Here is a 19,990-nt window from a genome sequence, read left to right on the forward strand (position 1 = left end):
GGAAAAAATGGGAACCTGTTTTCGGAAAAATCCGATGCTCTAAACACGCCGCCGCGGGCGATGATCCGTCCGCGACCCGCTCTGACGTGTGAAACAGCCCTGTTACCTTTGGAGACACGCCATGAATACACAACAACTTGAAGCGTCTGGACTTTTCATCGTCCGATTGCTGATCGCGGCCGTCTTTGTCCATGATGCAACCCTGCTCGCCCGTTTCCCGGACGCGAATGCAGCGTTCATGGCACAACACGGTGTTCCGTTCCTCCTGCTTTATCCAACGGCCGCTTTCCAGTTTGCAGGCGGACTGATGATTATTGTGGGACTGGCCGTCCGGCCATTGGCGCTTGCCTTTTCCGGTTTCTGCCTGCTTACGGCTGCAATCTTTCATCACGACTTCATGCAAGCGTCCGAGCAGATCGCTTTTGGCAAGGATCTCGGTCTCGCCGCTGGCTATCTTTGCCTTTTTATCCACGGACCTGGAGGGGTTTCGATCGACGCCGTTTTAAAGAGGGGCCGCAATCGTGCACTTCAGGTATGACAAGGGAATTTTCATCGGTTTCGGGAATGATCGCCGCCAGTTACAGCATGTTGCGGCTTATCAGCCGCATGCTACGTGCTTTAACAGGCTGCTGAAAAAGTCAGGTTCAGAGGGTATCAGCTTGGATAGGAAGGACTGTTTGCTGCCATGTCACGCTTCCTGAATGATGTCGAAGCATGTGTGCCCGCCTTGCGCCGGTATGCGCAGGCGCTCACGCGTGATCGCGACATGGCGGACGATCTTGTTCAGGATTGCCTGGAACGGGCAATCCGCAAGAGGGCGCTTTGGAGGCCGATCATCGGAGCCGTCAGGCCATGGCTCTTCCGCATGCTCCTCAATATCTATCGCAACGACATAAGGCAACGTCGGCATAAGCCCGCATTTGTCCCTATGGACAACAGTGTTATCCTTGAGCCCCATCATCAAGGGGAGCAATATGCCCGGCTGGCGCTGGCGGAGACGGCAGAGGCGATCGACCGGCTTCCAGATGAACAGCGCGAGGCGCTGCTTCTGGTCGTGCTCGAAGGTGTCAGCTATGAAGAGGCGGCGAAAATATTGGATGTACCGATTGGTACTCTGATGTCTCGTCTTGGCCGTGCACGCGCATCGCTGCGCATACTGACCGATAACCCGGCGCCTCGTTTAAGGACGGTAAAATGAAGAACGAGTCGAAAAGCATCAGCGACACCGATCTTTTGGCTTACGTTGACGGCCAGCTCGATGAGCGTCGTGCCGCGGAGGTTGAAGCCTGTCTGGCGATGCGCCCGCAGGACGCTGAAACAGTGGCAGATTGGCGCAAGCAGAATGAGGCCATCCGTGAGCTTTATCAGCATGGTCATGACGCGCCATTGCCCGATCGCCTCGATGTCCGAAGAATTTCCGCCGAGGCCGCCAGAAAGACAGCCGATTGGCAGCGGCTGGCAGCGGCTGCAATCCTCTGCCTTTTCATTGGCAGTGGCATCGGCTGGTACGGGCACTCGTTTTCAAGACCCGGCCAGCTCGCAGAGCCCCAGTTCGTGAGTGAGGCCGTAGACGCTCACGCTCTTTATGCAAGTGAGGTCGTCCACGCGGTCGAAGTCCGCGCCGACAAAAAGGCCGATCTTGCGGCATGGCTGTCGCGGCGTCTTGACCGGTCGATCGACATTCCTGATCTCAGCAGCAAGGGCTATAGCCTCGTCGGCGGTCGGTTGCTTCCGGCAGGCGCCGAACCGGCCGCTCAGCTGATGTACGAAGACCAGAGTGGGCGGCGTATTACGCTCTATATCGTGCCGCATCCTCAGGGGCAGGAAACGGCATTTCGCTATGCCGAACAAGATCACCTGAAGGCTCTCTACTGGCGCGCGGAGCAAATCAGTTGCGTGCTGGTTGGCGAACTGCCGCGAGAAGACCTGAACAGCATCGCACTCGACATCTACCATCAGATCACATGATGTCAGCGCATCGGCCGAAATGTGGGAACCGGTTTTCGCAAAAATCCGCTGCTCTAAAGAATATCCCGTTTCATTGTCCTCAATGAAACGGGAACCTCAATGCTAAAAACAAAGGCTGAAAGCCGGTTGACTGCGGCTGATATCCGTTCAATCGCGTTTCATCATCCCCCAGTCTTTCATTTCATGACAGCATAAAATTCTGCCTCTTGTCGCAAACATCGCTAGCCTGGAGTGGTCTTTTCCGCTTCAATCCGTGAAAAGCGAAATGGCGCAGAAGATTTCGATACTGTACGGGATACCAGAATTTTCTGCCGCCAAGTCAGGAACTGCGGTTCCGTATGCGTGTCACAATCGCCTAATCTCTGCTGAATACATGGAGATTGCGATGCCTGCGCCGTTGACCCTTATCGAGACCCCTTCGAACCCGCCACAAGAGGCCGACGTCGTCGTGATCGGCGGTGGCATTGTCGGTGTTTTCACCGCCTATTTCCTGACTCAGCGCGGTCTGAAGACCGTCCTGGTCGAGAAAGGCCGTATCGGCGCCGAGCAGTCAAGCCGTAACTGGGGCTGGTGCCGCCAGCAAAACCGCGACGCTCGCGAACTTCCCCTCGCGACCAAGAGCCTCGACCTTTGGGAGCGCTTCATCGCCGAAACCGGCGAAGATATCGGTTTTCGCCGTTGCGGCCTCCTCTATCTCAGCAACAACGAGGCCGAAATTGCCGGCTGGGCACGCTGGCGCGACTTTGCAAAGACGGTCGGTGTGACAACGCATATGTTGTCAGCAGCAGAAGCTGCGGAAAGAGGCCAGGCAACAGGCCGCTCCTGGAAAGGTGGCGTCTTTTCACCAACCGACGGCATAGCCGATCCATCCAAGGCTGCGCCGTCCGTAGCGCGTGCGATCATGAAACTTGGCGGCAGCGTCATCCAGAACTGCGCGGCGCGCGGTGTCGAAACAGAAGGTGGCCGACTGAGCGCTGTCGTTACCGAACGCGGCACGATCCGCACGAAAATCGCGGTCCTGTCTGGCGGCGCCTGGGCCTCTTCTTTCTGCCGGCAGATGGGCATCCGTTTCCCACAAGCGTCCATTCGGTCTTCTATTGTCGCCGTCTCAAGCGCAGCGGGCATTCCGCCAGCGCTGCACACGAAGGACATTTCGATCACGAGCCGAAGCAATGGCGATTACACGCTCGCGATCAGCGGTCGCGCCCGCGTTGACCTAACCCCCCAGCAGGTGCGATTCCTGCCGCAATTCCTGCCTATGTTCGCCAAGCGCTGGCAGATCCTGTCCCCCGGCGGTTTCGAAGGCATCAGAAGCGGGCATGAAACTGTGTCCCGCTGGCGGCTCGACCGTCCCACACCCATGGAGCGCATGCGCATTCTTGACCCGAAACCGGATCAAGGAACGCTTCGTCTCATTCATCATCGCGCCCTGGACCTTCTGCCAGCGTTGAAGTCCACGAAAATCACGGGCACCTGGGCCGGTTATATCGACTCCACGCCGGATGGTGTGCCCGGTATAGGCGAAATCGAGAGCCTGCCCGGTTTCATCCTCGCTGCCGGCTTCTCCGGCCACGGCTTTGGCATCGGGCCCGGCGCTGGCCATCTGATTGCGGATATTGCATCAGGCGCCGAACCTATCGTCGATCCGAAGCCCTACCATCCGTCCCGCTTCGAGAAATCAGCCTGGGGGAAGGTCTCCGATTTCTAAAGCACGTTGCGGCTTATCAGCCTCATGCAACGTGCTTTAAGCCTTTGTTTTGTCGCAAGAAAAGTGTGAAACGGTTTTCCGTCCGGAAATGCGGAACAACAAAGGGTGAGAGCATTTCAATGTTTCCGTGAAACAGTGAAATGCTCTAGGGTCCGGGATGAGTGAACGCGGCGCAGGTTTTCGGCCAGAGCATTAATGTAAGAGTAAACCTGATATTCAGCATTCATTAATTGCAGCCTTTATGGGTTATCGGCAAGCTGGGGCAAACGGGAACTCTTACAATGGATGCCAGTATGCTTGATATGCGGACAGACCCCAGTTGCGCCAATACTCTCGAAACTCTGGAAACGCCTTGCCTTGTGCTGGATGCGGATCGGATGGAGAACAATATCACGCGGCTGCGGACGCATCTTGATGCTCTGGGCGTTTCGCTGCGCCCGCATCTGAAGACGGCCAAGTCGGTCGAGGTCGCACGCAAGGTCATGACTACGCCGGCAGGCCCTGCAACCGTATCGACCTTGAAGGAGGCCGAGCAGTTTGCAGCGGCAGGCGTTCGCGACATGATCTATGCGGTCGGCATCGCCCCGGAAAAGCTCGCCCGTGTCGCAGAAATGCGGGCACGCGGCATCGATCTGATGGTCGTTGCCGACAATGTCGAGCAGGCTGAGGCGATTGCCGCCGCATCGAAAGCGGCGGGTTCGCCCATTCCGGCGCTCATCGAAATCGATTGTGACGGCCATCGCTCCGGCGTTCCGCCGCATGACCATACCCGGCTGCTTCAGATCGGCGAGGTGCTGGCTGCAGGTGCGCAGTTGCGCGGCGTGATGACCCATGCCGGCGACAGCTATCGCGGTGGCGGCCCTGAGGCGCAAGCGCGCTTTGCCGAGGCAGAACGCAAGGCTGTTGTGGATTGCGCCGAGGTATTACGCGCCGCTGGCCTGCCCTGCCCTATCGTCAGCGTGGGTTCGACGCCAACCGCCCATCACGCGAAGGACTTGACGGGCGTTACCGAGGTCCGCGCCGGGGTCTTCGTCTTCTTCGATCTGGTTATGGCCGGGATCGGCATCTGCCAGGTGGACGATATTGCGCTCAGCATTCTCGCCACCGTTATAGGCCACCAGCGCGAGAAAGGCTGGATCATCACCGATGGTGGCTGGATGTCACTGTCGCGGGACCGGGGCACGAGCAAACAGCCCATCGACATGGGCTTTGGTCTGGTCTGTGACGTGAACGGCAAGGTTTTCAACGATGTTATCGTTGCCGATGTAAGCCAGGAGCACGGGATCATCGCCGTCCGGCCCGGATCGAACGGTCAACTGCCCGAGCTTGCCGTCGGAGACCGGGTTCGCATCCTGCCCAACCACGCCTGCGCAACCGCTGCACAGCATAGTGCCTATCATGTGGTACGCGCAGCTTCGCATGATGTTGAAGCCGTCTGGCCCCGTTTTGGAGGCTGGTGATGACGAAGGCCCTGGACATCAGCACGCACGAAGCGCCGCGCCCGGCCGGACATTATGTCCAGGCAAAGCGCGCCGGAGATCATCTCTACATATCAGGCCAGTTGCCAATCCGTGCCGACGGTGAGCCCCTGCCAGACGACAGTTTCGAGACGCAGGCAGCTCAGGCGATCGACAACATGCTGGCCATCCTTCAGGCTGGCGGCGGCCATCCGGTCGATCTCGTTCGCGTGACAGCCTATATCGTCGGGGTCGGCAATTGGCCGCGTTTCAACACGGTCTATGCCGAAAAACTGGGTGAGGCGCGTCCCGCCCGCACGGTCGTTCCTGTCCCTGAACTGCATTATGGCTATCTCGTCGAGATCGACGCGATAGCCATTATCGGTCAGTAATTCCCGCAGCCTCGGTGGGTGTGTGTGCTTGGAACCGCGATGGCAGTGAGCGCTGAAGGCAAACTTTCTGCGAAAGTTGCGCTTTCAATCGCAAGATTCTGCCTTCAGCGGTGGCAAATGCGGCGATAAATAACGGTCCAAGTTGGGCATATTGATCGCACAAGCAGTCCCTACTGCATAATTCCTTAAATCGGGTGAGATTTAAGGGGAAAATTATGCAGCAGATTTCAAGTGTTACAGCGTCCTTTGTGCGCCATATTTGGCGCACGGCGCTGTAGGGCCTGCGGTGAACCGCAAGAACCGAGGTCAACCATGCAAACGCTTCTGCTCAGCAAGGATCAGGTGAAGGGCCTCATTGGCATAGATCAGGTTATCGATGCCGTGGAAGATGCCTACAGGGCCTTCAGCAGCAGGCAGGTCGAACAACCCGACTATATCGGCATCCGCCTGCCTGGAGGGCGCGGCGAAATCGATTTCAAGCTGAGTTATCACAGCCAGGCCGAGATGATTTCGATGAAGGCGCATTCCGGCGGTTTCATCGACAATCCGCAGATGCATGGCGTGCCCAACAGCATGGGAACCATTCTCCTTTTCGATGCCAGAAACGGCGCGCTCGTCTGCATCATGGATGGAAGTCTGATCACGGGCCTGCGAACCGGTGCCGCCGGCGCGGTTTCAGTCAAGGCACTTGCTCGAAAAAACGCGCGCATAATCGCCTCTATCGGAACTGGGCATCAGGCAAGAATGCAGATCCGGGCCATCCGCGAAGTCATGCAGATCGACGAAATCCATGCCTGGAGCCGGACGCCGGAGACCTTGTCGGCATACCGTCACGACATCGAACGTGAATTCCAGATACCGGTCACAACCGCAGTCTGCGCGCGGGACGCAGTCGAAAAGGCTGATATCGTGATTACCACGACACGCGGCAAGGGTAAGCTGGTCGAGGCAAACTGGGTCAAACCCGGCACACACATCATCGCCATTGGAGCGGACGCTCGCGGCAAGCAGGAGCTTGACCCCGAACTGTTCAGAAACGCGACGATTGTGGTCGATTCCCTTCCTCAATGCACGCAGAAGGGGGAGACCTTTCACCCCCTGGCCGACAATATCATCAAGGTCGACGATATTCACGCCGAGATCGGGGAAATCCTGCTCGGCATCAAACCCGGTCGAACGAGCGATACAGAGATCACCATCTTCGACTCCACCGGCATGGCGATCCAGGACAACACCACCGCTGGATCGATCTACCGGAATGCGCTTGCCAACGCTGTTGGCTCATTCTTCTCCTTCACCGAGTGACAACCATGCGCAATTTTCCAACACTTCAGGACATCCACGACGCACGCGCCCGCCTCAAGCCACATATCCGGCATACACCGCTGCTGCGCGCGGAGAAGATCGAAAAAACTGTCGGCTGCGAACTCTACCTTAAGCCGGAAACCCTGCAAATCACTGGCGCGTTCAAGATTCGCGGCGCGCTCAACAAAGCCTTGTCGCTTTCTCGAGCCGATATTGCAAACGGCATCATCGCGACCTCCTCAGGCAATCATGCGCAGGGGCTGGCTTATGCCGCCAGAATGCTGGGTGTGAAGGCGATCCTGGTATTGCCCGTCACCTCGCCGAAGATCAAGATCGAGAACACGAAGGCGCTGGGCGCTGAGGTCATTCTCTTCGACGGAGACACGGCGGCCCGGTGGAAACGGGTCTACGAGATTGCCGCCGAAAACAACTACGTGCCGATTCACGCCTTCGAAGATCCGATCGTCATGGCCGGACAGGGAACAATCGGCTGCGAAATTCTCGAAGATCTTGCGGAGGTGGATACCGTGATCGTTCCCGTGGGTGGGGGCGGGCTGATTTCGGGTGTTGCCACGGCCATCAAGGAAACCAAGCCGTCCGTGCGCGTCATTGGCGCCGAGCCGGCACTGACGCCGAAATATTACCACAGCCGGATCAACAAAGAGCGAACCACGCTTCCGCTGCTGGACACGATCGCGGATGGCCTGCGGATCAGCGTTCCGGGCCAGAACCCCTTTCCCATCATCGAGAAATATGTCGACGAAATCATTCTGGTGGAAGACCGGCATATTGTCGAGGGCATGCGCGCGCTGGCAAAGGATGCCAAGCTGATCGCCGAACCGGCAGCCGCCATCACGGTTGGCGCGCTGCTGGCAGGCTCGATCTCTCTGAAGCCAAGCGAAAAGGTCTGCGCTGTTCTATCGGGCGGGAACTGGGACTTGAGCGATCTGGCCGGGATCTATGCCGAGGGCTGAACAGCCGAACGGTCCCGTGACGCGGACCGTCATCGGCATGGCGTGGATTGCGCCCTCATCGCCAGGCTGCAAACTCGGCGTCCCTTACCTTTTCCAATGGAGCGCTTTTAAACCATGTCCAGGAAGAGTGTGAACGGTTTTCCTGGACATGCTCTTAGGGTCAAAACTCAATCAGGATGGTTGTTCTGCAAGGCGTATTTTGTGTCTGAGTAGAAGGAAAGGTGCAGGAAATGCTCCCCATGTTCAAACCTTTCCGACGCCCGCAGGCACAAAATACGCCTTGCCCGACGGGTAGAACGGGAGGGGCCGCCTGATTGCGAACAATGCTCGACAAGGCCAACCGGCCTTGTCTTGCGCTTGTTCGCTGCCATACAATCCCATCCCGTTCAACAGAACACCCATCCTGATTGAGTTTTGACCCTAGGGCACATGGTCTTTAGACGAACCAATCATCCCGTATGTTTATCGGAAAACCAGAGTGCCGGGTTTGGCAAAACCGAGATTCTGGAACATGCGACATGCGTAATCGATATGGATGTTGAAGTCACCTTCGAGAAGCAATTGCTTCAGAATGCCTTGTTCCGAGCTTGGTGCCTCCGGGTGTCCAGGCCGTGTCGATGAGGTGTGAAATATGCGTTTGGCCGTCTCCACATGCGCAATCCAGAGGCCGCCATTGAGGTAACGGTAATCACTGGCAGACGCTCCGGCCAGAGTGTCTTCATGACGTTTGAACTCGCGGATCGGTGGCCAGTTCATACGGTCGCCACCGAAAATGAAAGCATCTGCGGGAAAGTGGGCGATGAGGTCGTCCACAAGCCGTTCCGGGTCGCCAACAATGATCGCGTCACGGCTATCGGCATAGAGAACATAAGGGGTCGTGACTTGATCGAGAAGATCGAGAATGACCTGTGGTTTGTCGCGTGCATTGTCCCAAGGCTCCCGGCCTTCTCCCCCACGTAACACCGCAAGGTCAAGATGGTCGCAGCTTCTTTCAAACAGGCCCATGGCCGGGTGGCCGTTATTGCAGGTGATCAGCGTGACCCGTTCGGGCGCAGGCAGGCTCGCGCGCGGTTGCCTGCCATACCATGCGGTAAACTCATCCCAGGCCGGCTTGTTCGGATGATGGCCATGGCCATGAATAACCAAGGGCCTCGTGCCGAATTGCATATTGAAAGGCGCGGTGGGAAACGGCCCTGCCTGAGGGGCCGTTTCTGTTGCAGCCTTGGCCAGGCTTGGCTTCATCAGGCTTCTCCGCTCCAGCGATTGCACATCCGCACCAGGATCTTGCGTTTACCGCCAGCAACGCTTTCCCGGCGACCATGCAATATCCGGCGGTTATCCAGCACAACAAAATCACCGGATTGCCAGTCGATATTCTTGGTTTCCTCTTCGCTTGCCCGGGCAATGTCGCTGAGGATTTCGCGCGGCAGCGGTTGATCGTCTTCCGATCGGACCACGAAGGGCCATTCCGGCACGTCTACCCCAAGCGACTGCTTGGCATAGCCCGAGTGGAATGCATCTTCACCCGCCTGAACAAAGAGGATGTTGTTGATAAAATAGCGTTCGCCTTTCGGCCCGATCCGGATGGCATCGGTGACATAGCTGACATCCACGGTGCCACTGGACCGCTGTGTCATGGTCAAGCCCTGCTCTGCGCAAAAGGCTTTGGCTTCGTCAAAGTCCTCCGTCAAAAAGGTTTTGCGCCAATCATCGGGTCCGAGAACCCTCTTGTAAAGAATGCGGTTGTCAGCGAAAAACTTGCGCGTGGCATCTGAGAGGCGTTCTTCCACGGCGCGGGCGGGCGCAACAGTGGTCTGGCCACCATTTTGCGGCGGCTCATCGCAGTAGAACCACAGCAATTCCGGCGGGCTCGGCAGATATTGCATCTCGCCGTGCAGCGGGATACCGAAGCCCTGCCCGGCACCCGTCACGCTCAGCACCGTGTTGTCGCCCCCAATGGCATCACGATCAAGCGGACCAAAGCGCAAACCACCGCCACGATAGTCGGAAAAGCTGCTGGCAAGCCGTTGTGAAAAAGCCTTGAAGGTTTCGAGCCCTCCCTTTGCACCGCGAAACAGCAGCGCTCCATGTTCATCGATCAGGGCATTCAGATGCGCTGGCTCCATGCCGGAGATGACCTCATCTGTCGCCGTGATAACGGTCAGACCATTTTCGTGAATGAAAACCGGTTTATTCATGCCTGTTATCCTTCTATTGGAAAATTATTTGGTAAATCAGTTCAAGGCGTAACTGGTTTGCGGGTTGAAATAGGCCTTTTCATCCACTTCGCCGACGCGCCAGTCACCCTTGCCCATGATCAGTTCCGGTGACGGGGCGTTGGAGAGGGCCGTTTCTGCCACGGCGGTGCCTTTCTCCACAGTGATCGGTACAATCCCGCGGGCAAGGAATTGCTTGTTGACGGCGGGATTTGCCATGCCGGCCCCGGTCCATGGACCCCAGTTGTAGGCAACCACAGACAGATCGGGATAGGTACTTTTCAGTTGCAGGGCCAGGCGGGTGAGAACTTCGTTGGCGGCGGCATAATCGGACTGTCCGGAATTGCCGAAGCGGCCTGCAATCGAGCTGAAGAAGGCAAGCGCCTTGAGCGTATCCAGATCGAGCGCTGCGATCAGATTGACGGCACCAATGACTTTGGTATCGAAGACGCGATCGAAAGAGTCGTCCTTCTTGTCACCGAAATAGCTGTCTTCGATCACGCCTGCACCGTGGATGGCGACATCGATACGGCCATATCGGGTCTTGATGGCGCCAATGGCAGCCGCCATGGCGGCACCATCCCGGACATCGACAGAGTCATAATCCACCATGATACCGCCCTGGCGCAGGCCGTCCAGCATGGCGCCAAGCTCCAGCCGCCGGCGAATGGAGGCGGTTTCGGCATTGATCTCCGCCGGGCTTGCCTTGCGGGCACGGCCTCGCTCAATCATGAGCTTGCGCAGGCTCGTTTCATCCTTGCAGGCAAGGATGTCCTCATCCGTGATCCTTTCAAAGGCTGTGCGTCCCAAGAGAACGATACGATGGCCCGGGCGAGCAATGCGACGTATCAGGGCAGCGGTAATTCCCAGGCCCCCGCCCGTGGCAACGATGACCGCATCGTTCGGCAGGCTGAGGCTCTCATCCTCCATCGGTGCATCCACCACATCGAAGACGATACGCTGGCCGCCGGGATAGCCGATTTCCTGCCGTCCGCCCCATGTCAGATATTCATCGACCAATTGCAGGGCGAGGTCGCCGGGCTCCATTTGCGGATCCAGATCCACGGCTTTCAGCATCAGTTCCGGCTTTTCCTGAGACAGTGATTTCAACAGGCCCTGATGCGAACCTCCGAGCGCGGATCCATGCTCCGAGCGGTCAAGATCACGGGCAAAATGGCCGCCGAATGTTGAAACGGCAATCACCCGACCCGCAGTGCCCTGAACAGGCTGGGAAAGATCATCAAGGCTTGAGTGTATAAGCGTCTGAAGGCTTTTCGCTTCGATCTGGGCGCGCTTTTTCCAGGTTGCGCCGTCCCAATCCAGAGGATCGATATTGGCTGCGGAAAGATGCATGATACCACGCACAGCGCCATATTTTTCCCTCGCCTTTGCCACAGCTGCTTTCGTTGCGGCCCTGTCTGCCAGAATGGCCACCGGAATGACAACAACCGAAGCACCGCGGGCTTTCATGCCATTGGCCACATATTCTGTCAGCTCAGGATCACCCTGGGCAACAATGTGGAGACCGGCCAGCCAATCCTTTTCAGCCAGCGAAATATCCGAAGGGCAAGCCTGCATGACATAGCAGGGGCATGGGGTTGCATCGGTCATTTCACTCGGGTCAGCCGGCATTTCGTCACGGCGCGGATGGGGCAGAACATGGAGGTGTCCGGCCTGGTCTATCTCATTTGTCCGACTTGCTGGTTGAGGTGCTGTTACCGGCGCAGTGACCACGGGCGGCACTGTTGGCACAGGCGCTGCGGCAGCGGGACTGGCCAGAGCCGACGTTGCGGCCAGAGCACTGCCGCCCAGAATGTCCGCCAGCACGCTGGTCCAGCCTCGCAAGGTGCGCAAGCGGGTAATATCTGCGGCGGCCTCCTGCAGTTTCGCGCCAGCTTGTCCTTCCAGCTTGCGGTCAAGCTTTTCAAGAAGTTCAAGCCGTTTGATCGAGTCGATGCCAAGCTCGGCCTCGATATCCTGTTCGAGATTCAGCATATCGGCCGGATAGCCTGAGACATCCACGGCGGTCTCTATCACAAGATTGAGAATGGTCTCTGCCGACACTCCCATCGCCGATGCCACCGTGGCCGGTACAGGCGCATGAGTGGTCGTAGCAGGGTCACTCATGCTCAACATGTCTGACAAGACGGTAATCCAGCCTTGCAGGGTCCGCAGCCGGGTAATATCGGCCACGGCGTCCTGCAATTTCGCCCCTGCCTTGCCTTCCAGCTTTCGATCCAGCTTTTCCAGAAGCTCCAGCCGCTTGATCGAGTCAATGCCCAGCTCGGCCTCGATATCCTGTTCGAGATCCAGCATGTCGGCGGGATATCCGGTGACATCCACGGCAGTCTCGATCACCAGTTTGAGAACGGCCTCCGCAGACAGGCCGATCGAGTCTCTTACCGAAGCAGCCACCACAGATGCCGGGCTGGCATGCTCCACTGTGGAACCGCTCAAAAGCTCCCCAAGCACGCTGATCCAGCCTTGCAGGGTGCGCAGCCGGGTAATATCGGCCACGGCGTCCTGCAATTTCGCGCCTGCCTTGCCTTCCAGCTTGCGATCCAGCTTTTCCAGAAGCTCCAGCCGTTTGATCGAATCAATCCCCAGCTCGGCCTCGATGTCCTGATCAAGCGCCAGCATATCGGCAGGGTAGCCTGTCACCTCAACAGCCGTCTCAATAACCAGCTCATGAATGGCGGGGAGAGAAAAGCCTGTCGTGACAGGGAGGATTGGAGCAACAGGTGCCTGCCTCAGCCCGGCCCCCTGCGCTTGCCCCTGTGCTTGCACCTGTACTTGCCCATGCGCTTGCCCGTGCGCCGACGGTGCTTGCAGTGGCGGCGCACTGACAGGAGGCTGCGTGGCAACGGCAGGAGCCTCGGCCATGTCGACAACGGTTTGACGTACCGTCTCCACCGGCGCCGGGAAAGCACTGTCGCTGGAGCCACCGATCAGCAGGCGCATGACCTTTTCCTGTTCGTCAAGAAAGTGGCGCATGGTCTTCTGATATTCAGCATACGCCATCAGCACGCCATTCGATGACGCAAAACCCTGAACCGGGGTCGTATCCTGCGCAATCACAGGGCTTCTTTGGGAGGCAAGGGGAGAGCTTCTTGTCATGGTCGAGGTTTCCGCTGCAATGGCTCGGTCTGGATGGGTCTCTAATGAGGGTAAAGGCTGCGTCTCAATAGCCTTGACGGGTGCGGCGGCGGGCAGTTGTGTCTTCGCCTGTTTCTTTGCAGCGACAATCGCATCGACCTCATCCTGATCCAAAAGCTTGTGCTGCGGCGACAAAGCCTTTGAACCATTGACGGGGCGGGCTTCGTAGGGATTGAGATGAAAAGCGGTTTGCGGGGGCTGGAAGGGCTTGGCGGCAAGAGCGGCAAGGTTGAGCTTTCGCACCTGTCTTGCATCATAAAGTCGTTCCAGCGCCACGGGCGCCCCCAATGCCCAGAGCTGGCCAATGCCATCCAGAAGTGTGCGCAAGGATGTGCAATCCAGTGTCACCACAGTCGAACCTTGCGGCAGGTTCCGTTGCAGCAAGCCCGCCATCTGCCGACCGGGACCGACATCGACAAAAATATCGGCTCCGGCGTCCAGAAGACCAGCCACCATGTCACGGAAAGCCACGGGTTCGAGAATATGACTGGCAATGCGCTCGCTCAGCGGTGTTTCTTGAATGTCGATCGGTGTTCCATTCCGATTGGAAAAGACCGGGCATTTCGGCAGGCCGGCGGTGATATCCTTCAGATCCTCTTTCAAGGCGGCACTGGCCGCGCGCATCAGAGGTGAGTGGAACGCGCCGCCCACAGGCAGACGCTGGGTTTTCATACCGCCAAGTTTAAACTTTGCCTCCGCCAGTTCCAGCGCCGCTGCCGTGCCGGAAATCACCACCTGATCCTCTGCATTGTCATTGGCAATGACAACATCGTCCAGTTCATGGATCACCTTGGCGACCTTGGCCTTGTTGGCGCTGACCACGATCATGCCGCCATCGCCTTTGTCGGCCTCATACATGCGCAGGCCGCGACGTGTGGCAATGCGCAGGAAATCCTCCTGTGTCAGAGCGCCGCTGGCGTACAAAGCGGTAAGCTCACCAAAACTGTGGCCTCCGACCATGGCAGGCGTCAGGCCCAGCCGTTGCAGGAAATCGGCCATGCCGATGGATACCGCCCCGATGGCAATCTGCGCCATACGGGAATCTGTCATGCGCTGCTGTTGCTGTTTTCGGCCTTCGTCATCATAGGCCGCAGGCGGATAAAGCACATCCCAGAGACGCCAGGGCAAACTATCCGAAAAAAGGTTGTCGGCAACTTCCACAGAGCGCGCCACTTCATGCAGGTAGAGTGCGGCTTCGCGCCCCATATTGGGTCTTTGCACGCCCTGACCAGGGAACAGGAAGGCAAGCTTCGGCTCAGCCTTGGTTGTACGGTTCAAAACAATGCCAGCCGCAAGGTCTGCACCCGTGGTCAGATGTGTCTTGAGGCTGCTCAAGCGGCGTAAAAGCTCCTGGTTGTCGCTGGCCGTGAAGGCCGCCAACACAGATATCTCATGATGTTTACGAGATGAATTCAGGAGCGAATAGGCCAGATCACGCAGCCGCAGATCCTTATGTCCGGCAAGGGCGCGCTCGACCAGCTCGATCTGCGAGAGCAGCTCGGCATCGTTGCGTCCGCGCAAGGCAAATAACTCATAGGGCCAGCGGGCAGCCCCCCGGGCCGTGTTGCGCCAATCCTTGTCATAGGCTTCAACCACGAGATGGCAGTTTGTACCGCCAAATCCGAAGGCGCTGACGCCTGCAAGCCGCTTTCCTTTGTCAGATGCAGGCCATGCTCTGGGGCGCTCCAACGTGAGAAGGGCTGAATCATCCTGTCTTAGCCCCTCAATCGGTTTTTCAACAGCATGGGGCGGTTGCACCTTGTGATGCAACGCCAACAAAACCTTGGCCAGACTGGCAAGACCTGCTGCTGTTTTGGTGTGCCCGATCAGGGACTTGACTGAACCGATCGCGCAGGATCTCGAGGGACTGCCCGCATCTGCCAGCATGGTGGAAACAGACTGGAATTCAGAGGTGTCGCCGACCTTGGTTCCTGTGCCGTGGGCTTCGTATAGCTGGATATCCGCAGCCGATGTACCGGCTTCATCATGCGCGCGGCGCATGGCAAGCTTCTGGCCGGCCGGATGGGGCGCTGTCAGGCCTGCCACGCGGCCATCGCTGGAATTGGCAGCACCGCGAATGACGCCATATATGCGGTCACCATCACGTTCTGCATCCTCCAACCGCTTGAGAACCATTGCAATCGCACCTTCGCTGATCACGGTTCCATCTGCCTGTTGATCAAAGGCCCTGACGGCCCCTGTGGGCGACAGGGCCCCGGTATTGCTGAAGGCCATGAAATGAAAAGGGGTTTGCGAACAATCGATGGCAATGGTGAGCACCATATCGGCACGTCCGCTCACGAGTTCGTCCGTGGCGAGCGACACGGCGGTCAGGCCGGATGCGCAAGCGGCATCGATGGTAAAGTTGGCCCCACCAAAATTCAGCCTGTTGGCAATGCGTCCGGCCACCACGCTGGTAATGGTTCCGGCAAACGTTTCGTCCTTCCATGCCGTCAGCCTGTCGAACATGTCTGTATCGGTATCGGCGGCCACGAAAGGCCAGACAGATCTGAGTGTGAGCTGATTGCCCAGGAAACCACTGGCATCTGCGGCGGCGGCCACAACCGAGGTGCGTGAGCGGTCAAAGCCCCCGTCTCCGTAACCGGCATCGGCAAGGGCGCGCTGCGACAGCTCAAGACTTACGAGCTGTGAAACCGCCGTGGACTGCACGGTGGACGGCGGAACACCGTAATCCGTCGGATTGAACAGGATTGATGGAGCAAAGCCACCCCATTTTGAATTGGTATAATCACCTCGCGCACGGCCTGTGCGATAGATGCGGCGATAATCCCAACGCTCCTTGGGAACTTCCGTGATAACATTGCGCCCTTCGAGAATATTCGACCAATAGGTCTCAAGGTCAGCGGCCCCCGGTAAAAGCACATCCATGCCAATCACCGCGATATCTCTGGGATTGGCTGAGGGCTGTTCCTCTGCCGTTGCAGGTGGCGATGCCTTAAGCGCCGCCAGAGCGCCAACGCTTAAGGCTTCATGCAACCCACGCATGGTGAGTGCCGTGTCGATGAGACGCACGACATCGCCCGCCATGAACATGCCTTCACGCAATTGCGCATCGGCATCCACGGATTTTAACGCATCGCCTTCCCGCTGGATACCGCGCGTGGCAATGCGCAGGCGACCCAGCAAAAGTTGATCAAGGGCTTCACGCATTCTTTCAGTGTCCGCTCCCTCGCGGATGAGATCGCTGCGCAAAGCGTTGAAATCATCAACAAACGGGCTTTCCAGACACCGATTGGCATGGCCAAGCGCACTCACCACCAGCGCTGTGCGCGACACCGCCAGAACCTGATCGTGAAACCCCTTTTGAATGGCGCCGGAGGTGACGGCTTCTTCTGTGGCCAGATAAGCACTGCCACAGATAAGGCCGATTTCGTGGCCGCGCTCGAGGATTTCTCCGGCAAGAAGCCCGACCATTGCCGCTGACAGGGAATCGCAAATGCCCCCTGCAAACAGGATGCGGCGTTTAGCCGTATCACGGGCCGCCAGCATGTCCAGCGTCACCGCCTCCCACAATGCAAAGGAATAGTTAGGGCCTACATGTCCACCGCATTCGCGCCCCTCAAGGATAATGCCGCTCACACCCTGTTCAAAAAAAAGGCTGGCGATTTTGGGCGCTGGCGTGTGAACGAAGGTCGTCATGCCGGCATCCTGCAACTGACGCCACTGATCTGCCCTGCCGCCTGCCAGAACCGCATATTTCGGCGGCGCGGTTTTGATCGCTTCCAGCTGAGACTTGAAGTTATCATCTCCGGTATAGCCCAGGATGCCAACACCAAACGCTTTTCCACCTTGCAGCGCGTGTAAACGCTTCAGTTCGTCTGCAACGGTTGGCCCGTCCATCAGCGCAAGGGCCAATGTGCCGCCAGCGCCTGCATCCGTTACGGATTTGACAAACTCCAATGTGTCGCTCACCCGCGTCATTGGCCCTTGAATGACGGGAAACTCAATATCCAGTGCTTTTGCCAGGGAGGAATGAGGTTTCAATGCCTGCTCGGCCAGCGTGTAAAACACCTGCTTTTGCCCGGGGGACGCCAGGGCGTGCACCAGGCGGCCCACGGTTTTATATCGCTCCATCAGACGCAAGGATAAGCCGGCGCCCTGCCCGACCGGCCAAACCATCGTTGCCGGATCTCCCCAGCCGAGAATTCCGGCAAGCTTTTCCCTGTTATAATGCAGAACGCTTGCCGCTTCGCTGAGACTACGGGCCATTTTGCAGGCCGGATGCATGAGGGAACGCAGCACATGACCATCGAACCGATTCACTTCAGCGTAATCGGTAATATCGGTCGCATGAACCAGCCAATCATGCGGGGAAGGCAGCGCCGTTTCCGGAAATGCCAAAAGTTCGTCAGAAAGCATCACGCCGGACAGTCCAGCAAAGCGACAAGCCCGCGCCACGCCCGGCCCAACAGCGCCTTTCAGATACCAGCGCGTTTCCGGCTGTTGTGAGCGATGCTTTGAGATTTCCTGAGCCAGGATAAAGCCTGAGGTTTCTCCGGCAAAACCACCAGCCTCAGCCGATACGGCAATGAAGGCCAGGTTCTTGCGCTTGGGTGTCTTTATCTGTCTGGCTGCCGCAATGGAGGGAACCTCGACGTAAAACGAAATATCGCCGGGTAAATCCGGCAGCGTCGTGATCGTTTGACCTTGCCAGGCAATCACCACATGGGCCGTGTCGGCAATTTGCGGGATGAGCCGCGCTGCAAGCATCTGCTGAGCGAGAGTGATGCGCAGTCCAATTCTGCCTTTACCGCCCGGTACAAGACGCAACAGATCCGCAAAGGCCTCTTCGACCTCAGCTTCAGAGGCTCCAACAGCATCGACAAAGCCAATCGCATCGGCCCGTATACCGGCTGCCACTGCCGAACCACCAAAAGTAGCCGGTGAACTGACTAAAATATCAAATGTATCGTTCATCACTGGCGTTATCCCGTAATTTTGAATGTGAAAATTTTTGCATCAGCGGACGATGACCACGAGCATGACATCGTGATCCCTGAATGACGGCACAAAAGGTGCATCGTCTCATTGAGCGCTTTGAAAGATCGTCGATGGGTTTTTGAGCGTTGAGTGCGACGTTGCCTGAAGCCGAATTTTTGAGGGCAATGAATAAAAAGCCTTTTTATTCATGCTGTCTTTCTCAGCACATCAATCCAGTGTCACAGCCTGATTGAAAGACCCCATTTGGCTCAGAAACATCCTTGCATCCGAAACTGGAAGTATTTCCACGGAGGAAGACCTGAAAAGGGGATTAAAACGTACATTCCGCGCCAGTTCTTCAGCACTGTCGGCATTGAGAATGTAGGCGAAGCCACCCGCAATGATTGCATAGGCTGCCTCGATTGAACCATCACTCAACGCAGCAGACAATGCCTCATTCAACACGCGCGATAGGTCTTGGCTTGAACTCAACTTATGCCCGTTGCTGACCTGTTTAGCGATAACAAGAAACTTCATTGAACCCTGCCATTTATTATATGAAATGATATATTTAAGGAATGGACGTTTATATTTTTATGTCTGGAACTATAAAGGAAAACATCTTTGCCAAACTGCAATTTTGCTCTTTATAGTCAGACGGTTTCTACCGTCGTGACACGACTATATGGTGCAAATATACGCCCCACACTACCGCAAAAATCCCGTATCTCTGGGTTGGGCGGCGAGAAATTACAATTTAAAATGCAATATATCTTTTATTTTTCAATAAGATTGTAATAATTTTTTCTGCTCCCGCTCCTCTTTTTCACATATTTGTGAGTTGAGCACAATCAGGAAATATATACACTTTTTCCGAGTTACAGAACTATACGTTTGTTTTTTAACGAATATAACAGATTCAACAACTATAAATTAAAAATATTATAAGAACTTGTATTTTGTATCACTAAAACATTTTTGTGTGTTTTTCTAGCATTTATTTTAATTCAAAAGGAGATTCTCATAATGTCAGATTTCCCCCACATTGAAAGTCATCATTTCCCCACGTCCAGCTCTCATACCTATCCAACACCCTTAAAAATAGTAAGTAAACCAAACGAAAAAAAAGCAGACTTACAAAATACAATTGAAGACATCAGAGATTCGTTGAATGTAGAGCACGCATTCTATCTAAAAGTAGAGAATAGGAATATTGATAGAAGTCAGAAAGTCATTTATACAACATGTCCTGAAGCGTGGAACGAAAAATATTTAAGACAAGACAATCTAAAGAACAATCTAATACAGGCAGACATTCATCAATCGATACTGCCGATCGACTGGACTAACATCAACGGACCCGGAACTCGAGATCGTCAGATTTTCACTGATGCCGTTGAACTCGGCGTTGGCAATTGCGGTTTGATATTCCGGATGAGCGGTTACAACGGCGAATTTGCCATCATGTCAGTCAGCACCTATGATGACCACGAGTCCTGGAAGATGAAATCTCAGCTCTTTATGCCGCACTTCATTTATGCCGCGATGTTATTTCACAATAAAGTTATAGATGCCTCGCGCGATACCGGATCTAAGAATAAAAAAATGCTTTCGCGACGAGAAAAAGAGGTGCTCATATGGGCATCAAAAGGTAAAACAGCTTGGGAAACAGCAAAAATACTTGGGCTGTCCGTCAAAACAGTTTATTTTTATCTATCAAATATAAATGAAAAACTACAGGTTTCAAACAAGATCCATGCAGTCGCAAAGGCAATTGAGCTTGGATATTTATTATAGATAATTAATTTAAAATTCCATACCCTGCCACCATATCAATCCGAAATCATGAAATTTTTTTTATAGCAGGTTGCGA

General features: G+C 56.1%; 13 protein-coding genes. 9 read left to right on the plus strand and 4 right to left on the minus strand.

From position 1 onward, the window contains the following. Positions 1-121 precede the first annotated feature (121 nt). From NAC44_RS08565 to NAC44_RS08600, 8 genes are all read left to right on the plus strand, one after another. Entirely contained in the window at positions 122-538 is a 417-nt protein-coding gene (locus NAC44_RS08565) for a DoxX family protein (protein WP_250939994.1), read from the plus strand. Positions 539-685: 147 nt separating this feature from the next. Further along, positions 686-1,198, plus strand: a complete 513-nt coding sequence (locus tag NAC44_RS08570; RefSeq protein ID WP_250939995.1) for a sigma-70 family RNA polymerase sigma factor — start codon at positions 686-688, stop codon at positions 1,196-1,198. Next, positions 1,195-1,968 (plus strand): anti-sigma factor family protein, encoded by a 774-nt coding sequence (locus NAC44_RS08575; RefSeq protein ID WP_250939996.1) that lies wholly within the window; start codon positions 1,195-1,197, stop codon positions 1,966-1,968. The genes NAC44_RS08570 and NAC44_RS08575 overlap by 4 nt, the downstream gene beginning before the upstream one ends. A 385-nt stretch (positions 1,969-2,353) precedes the next feature. Continuing rightward, entirely contained in the window at positions 2,354-3,676 is a 1,323-nt protein-coding gene (locus NAC44_RS08580) for an NAD(P)/FAD-dependent oxidoreductase (protein WP_250940524.1), read from the plus strand. A 281-nt stretch (positions 3,677-3,957) separates the two neighbouring features. Continuing rightward, on the plus strand, positions 3,958-5,136 hold the full coding sequence (locus tag NAC44_RS08585) for an alanine racemase (RefSeq protein WP_250939997.1): 1,179 nt from the start codon (positions 3,958-3,960) through the stop codon (positions 5,134-5,136). Continuing rightward, positions 5,136-5,525, plus strand: a complete 390-nt coding sequence (locus NAC44_RS08590) for a RidA family protein (protein WP_250939998.1) — start codon at positions 5,136-5,138, stop codon at positions 5,523-5,525. The genes NAC44_RS08585 and NAC44_RS08590 overlap by 1 nt, the downstream gene beginning before the upstream one ends. Positions 5,526-5,837: 312 nt before the next feature. Continuing rightward, entirely contained in the window at positions 5,838-6,830 is a 993-nt protein-coding gene (locus NAC44_RS08595; RefSeq protein WP_250939999.1) for an ornithine cyclodeaminase family protein, read from the plus strand. A gap of 5 nt (positions 6,831-6,835) precedes the next feature. Further along, positions 6,836-7,804: a threonine ammonia-lyase gene (locus NAC44_RS08600; protein ID WP_250940000.1), complete on the plus strand. Its 969-nt coding sequence runs from the start codon at positions 6,836-6,838 to the stop codon at positions 7,802-7,804. Between the two features lie 462 nt (positions 7,805-8,266). On the opposite strand, the gene NAC44_RS08605 is transcribed toward NAC44_RS08600, so the two are convergent. The 4 genes from NAC44_RS08605 to NAC44_RS08620 all read right to left on the minus strand — a co-directional run bounded on the left by NAC44_RS08605 (position 8,267) and on the right by NAC44_RS08620 (position 18,654). Further along, on the minus strand, positions 8,267-9,046 hold the full coding sequence (locus tag NAC44_RS08605) for a glycosyltransferase domain-containing protein (protein ID WP_250940001.1): 780 nt from the start codon (positions 9,044-9,046) through the stop codon (positions 8,267-8,269). Next, positions 9,046-10,002 carry a TauD/TfdA family dioxygenase gene (locus NAC44_RS08610; RefSeq protein WP_250940002.1) on the minus strand — a complete coding sequence of 319 codons (957 nt, stop codon included), beginning with the start codon at positions 10,000-10,002 and terminating at the stop codon, positions 9,046-9,048. The genes NAC44_RS08605 and NAC44_RS08610 overlap by 1 nt, the downstream gene beginning before the upstream one ends. A gap of 36 nt (positions 10,003-10,038) precedes the next feature. Next, the gene (locus NAC44_RS08615; protein WP_250940003.1) at positions 10,039-18,114 is read right to left on the minus strand and encodes a type I polyketide synthase; all 8,076 of its coding nucleotides are present in this window, start codon (positions 18,112-18,114) and stop codon (positions 10,039-10,041) included. A 231-nt stretch (positions 18,115-18,345) separates the two neighbouring features. Then, complete coding sequence (locus NAC44_RS08620; RefSeq protein WP_250940004.1) at positions 18,346-18,654, minus strand: hypothetical protein; 309 nt, start codon at positions 18,652-18,654, stop codon at positions 18,346-18,348. Between the two features lie 489 nt (positions 18,655-19,143). Between NAC44_RS08620 and NAC44_RS08625 the strand changes: the two genes are divergently transcribed. After that, on the plus strand, positions 19,144-19,914 hold the full coding sequence (locus tag NAC44_RS08625) for a helix-turn-helix transcriptional regulator (RefSeq protein ID WP_250940005.1): 771 nt from the start codon (positions 19,144-19,146) through the stop codon (positions 19,912-19,914). Positions 19,915-19,990 lie beyond the last annotated feature (76 nt).

It is taken from the genome of Allorhizobium sonneratiae (assembly GCF_023700755.1).
Lineage (GTDB): Bacteria > Pseudomonadota > Alphaproteobacteria > Rhizobiales > Rhizobiaceae > Allorhizobium > Allorhizobium sonneratiae.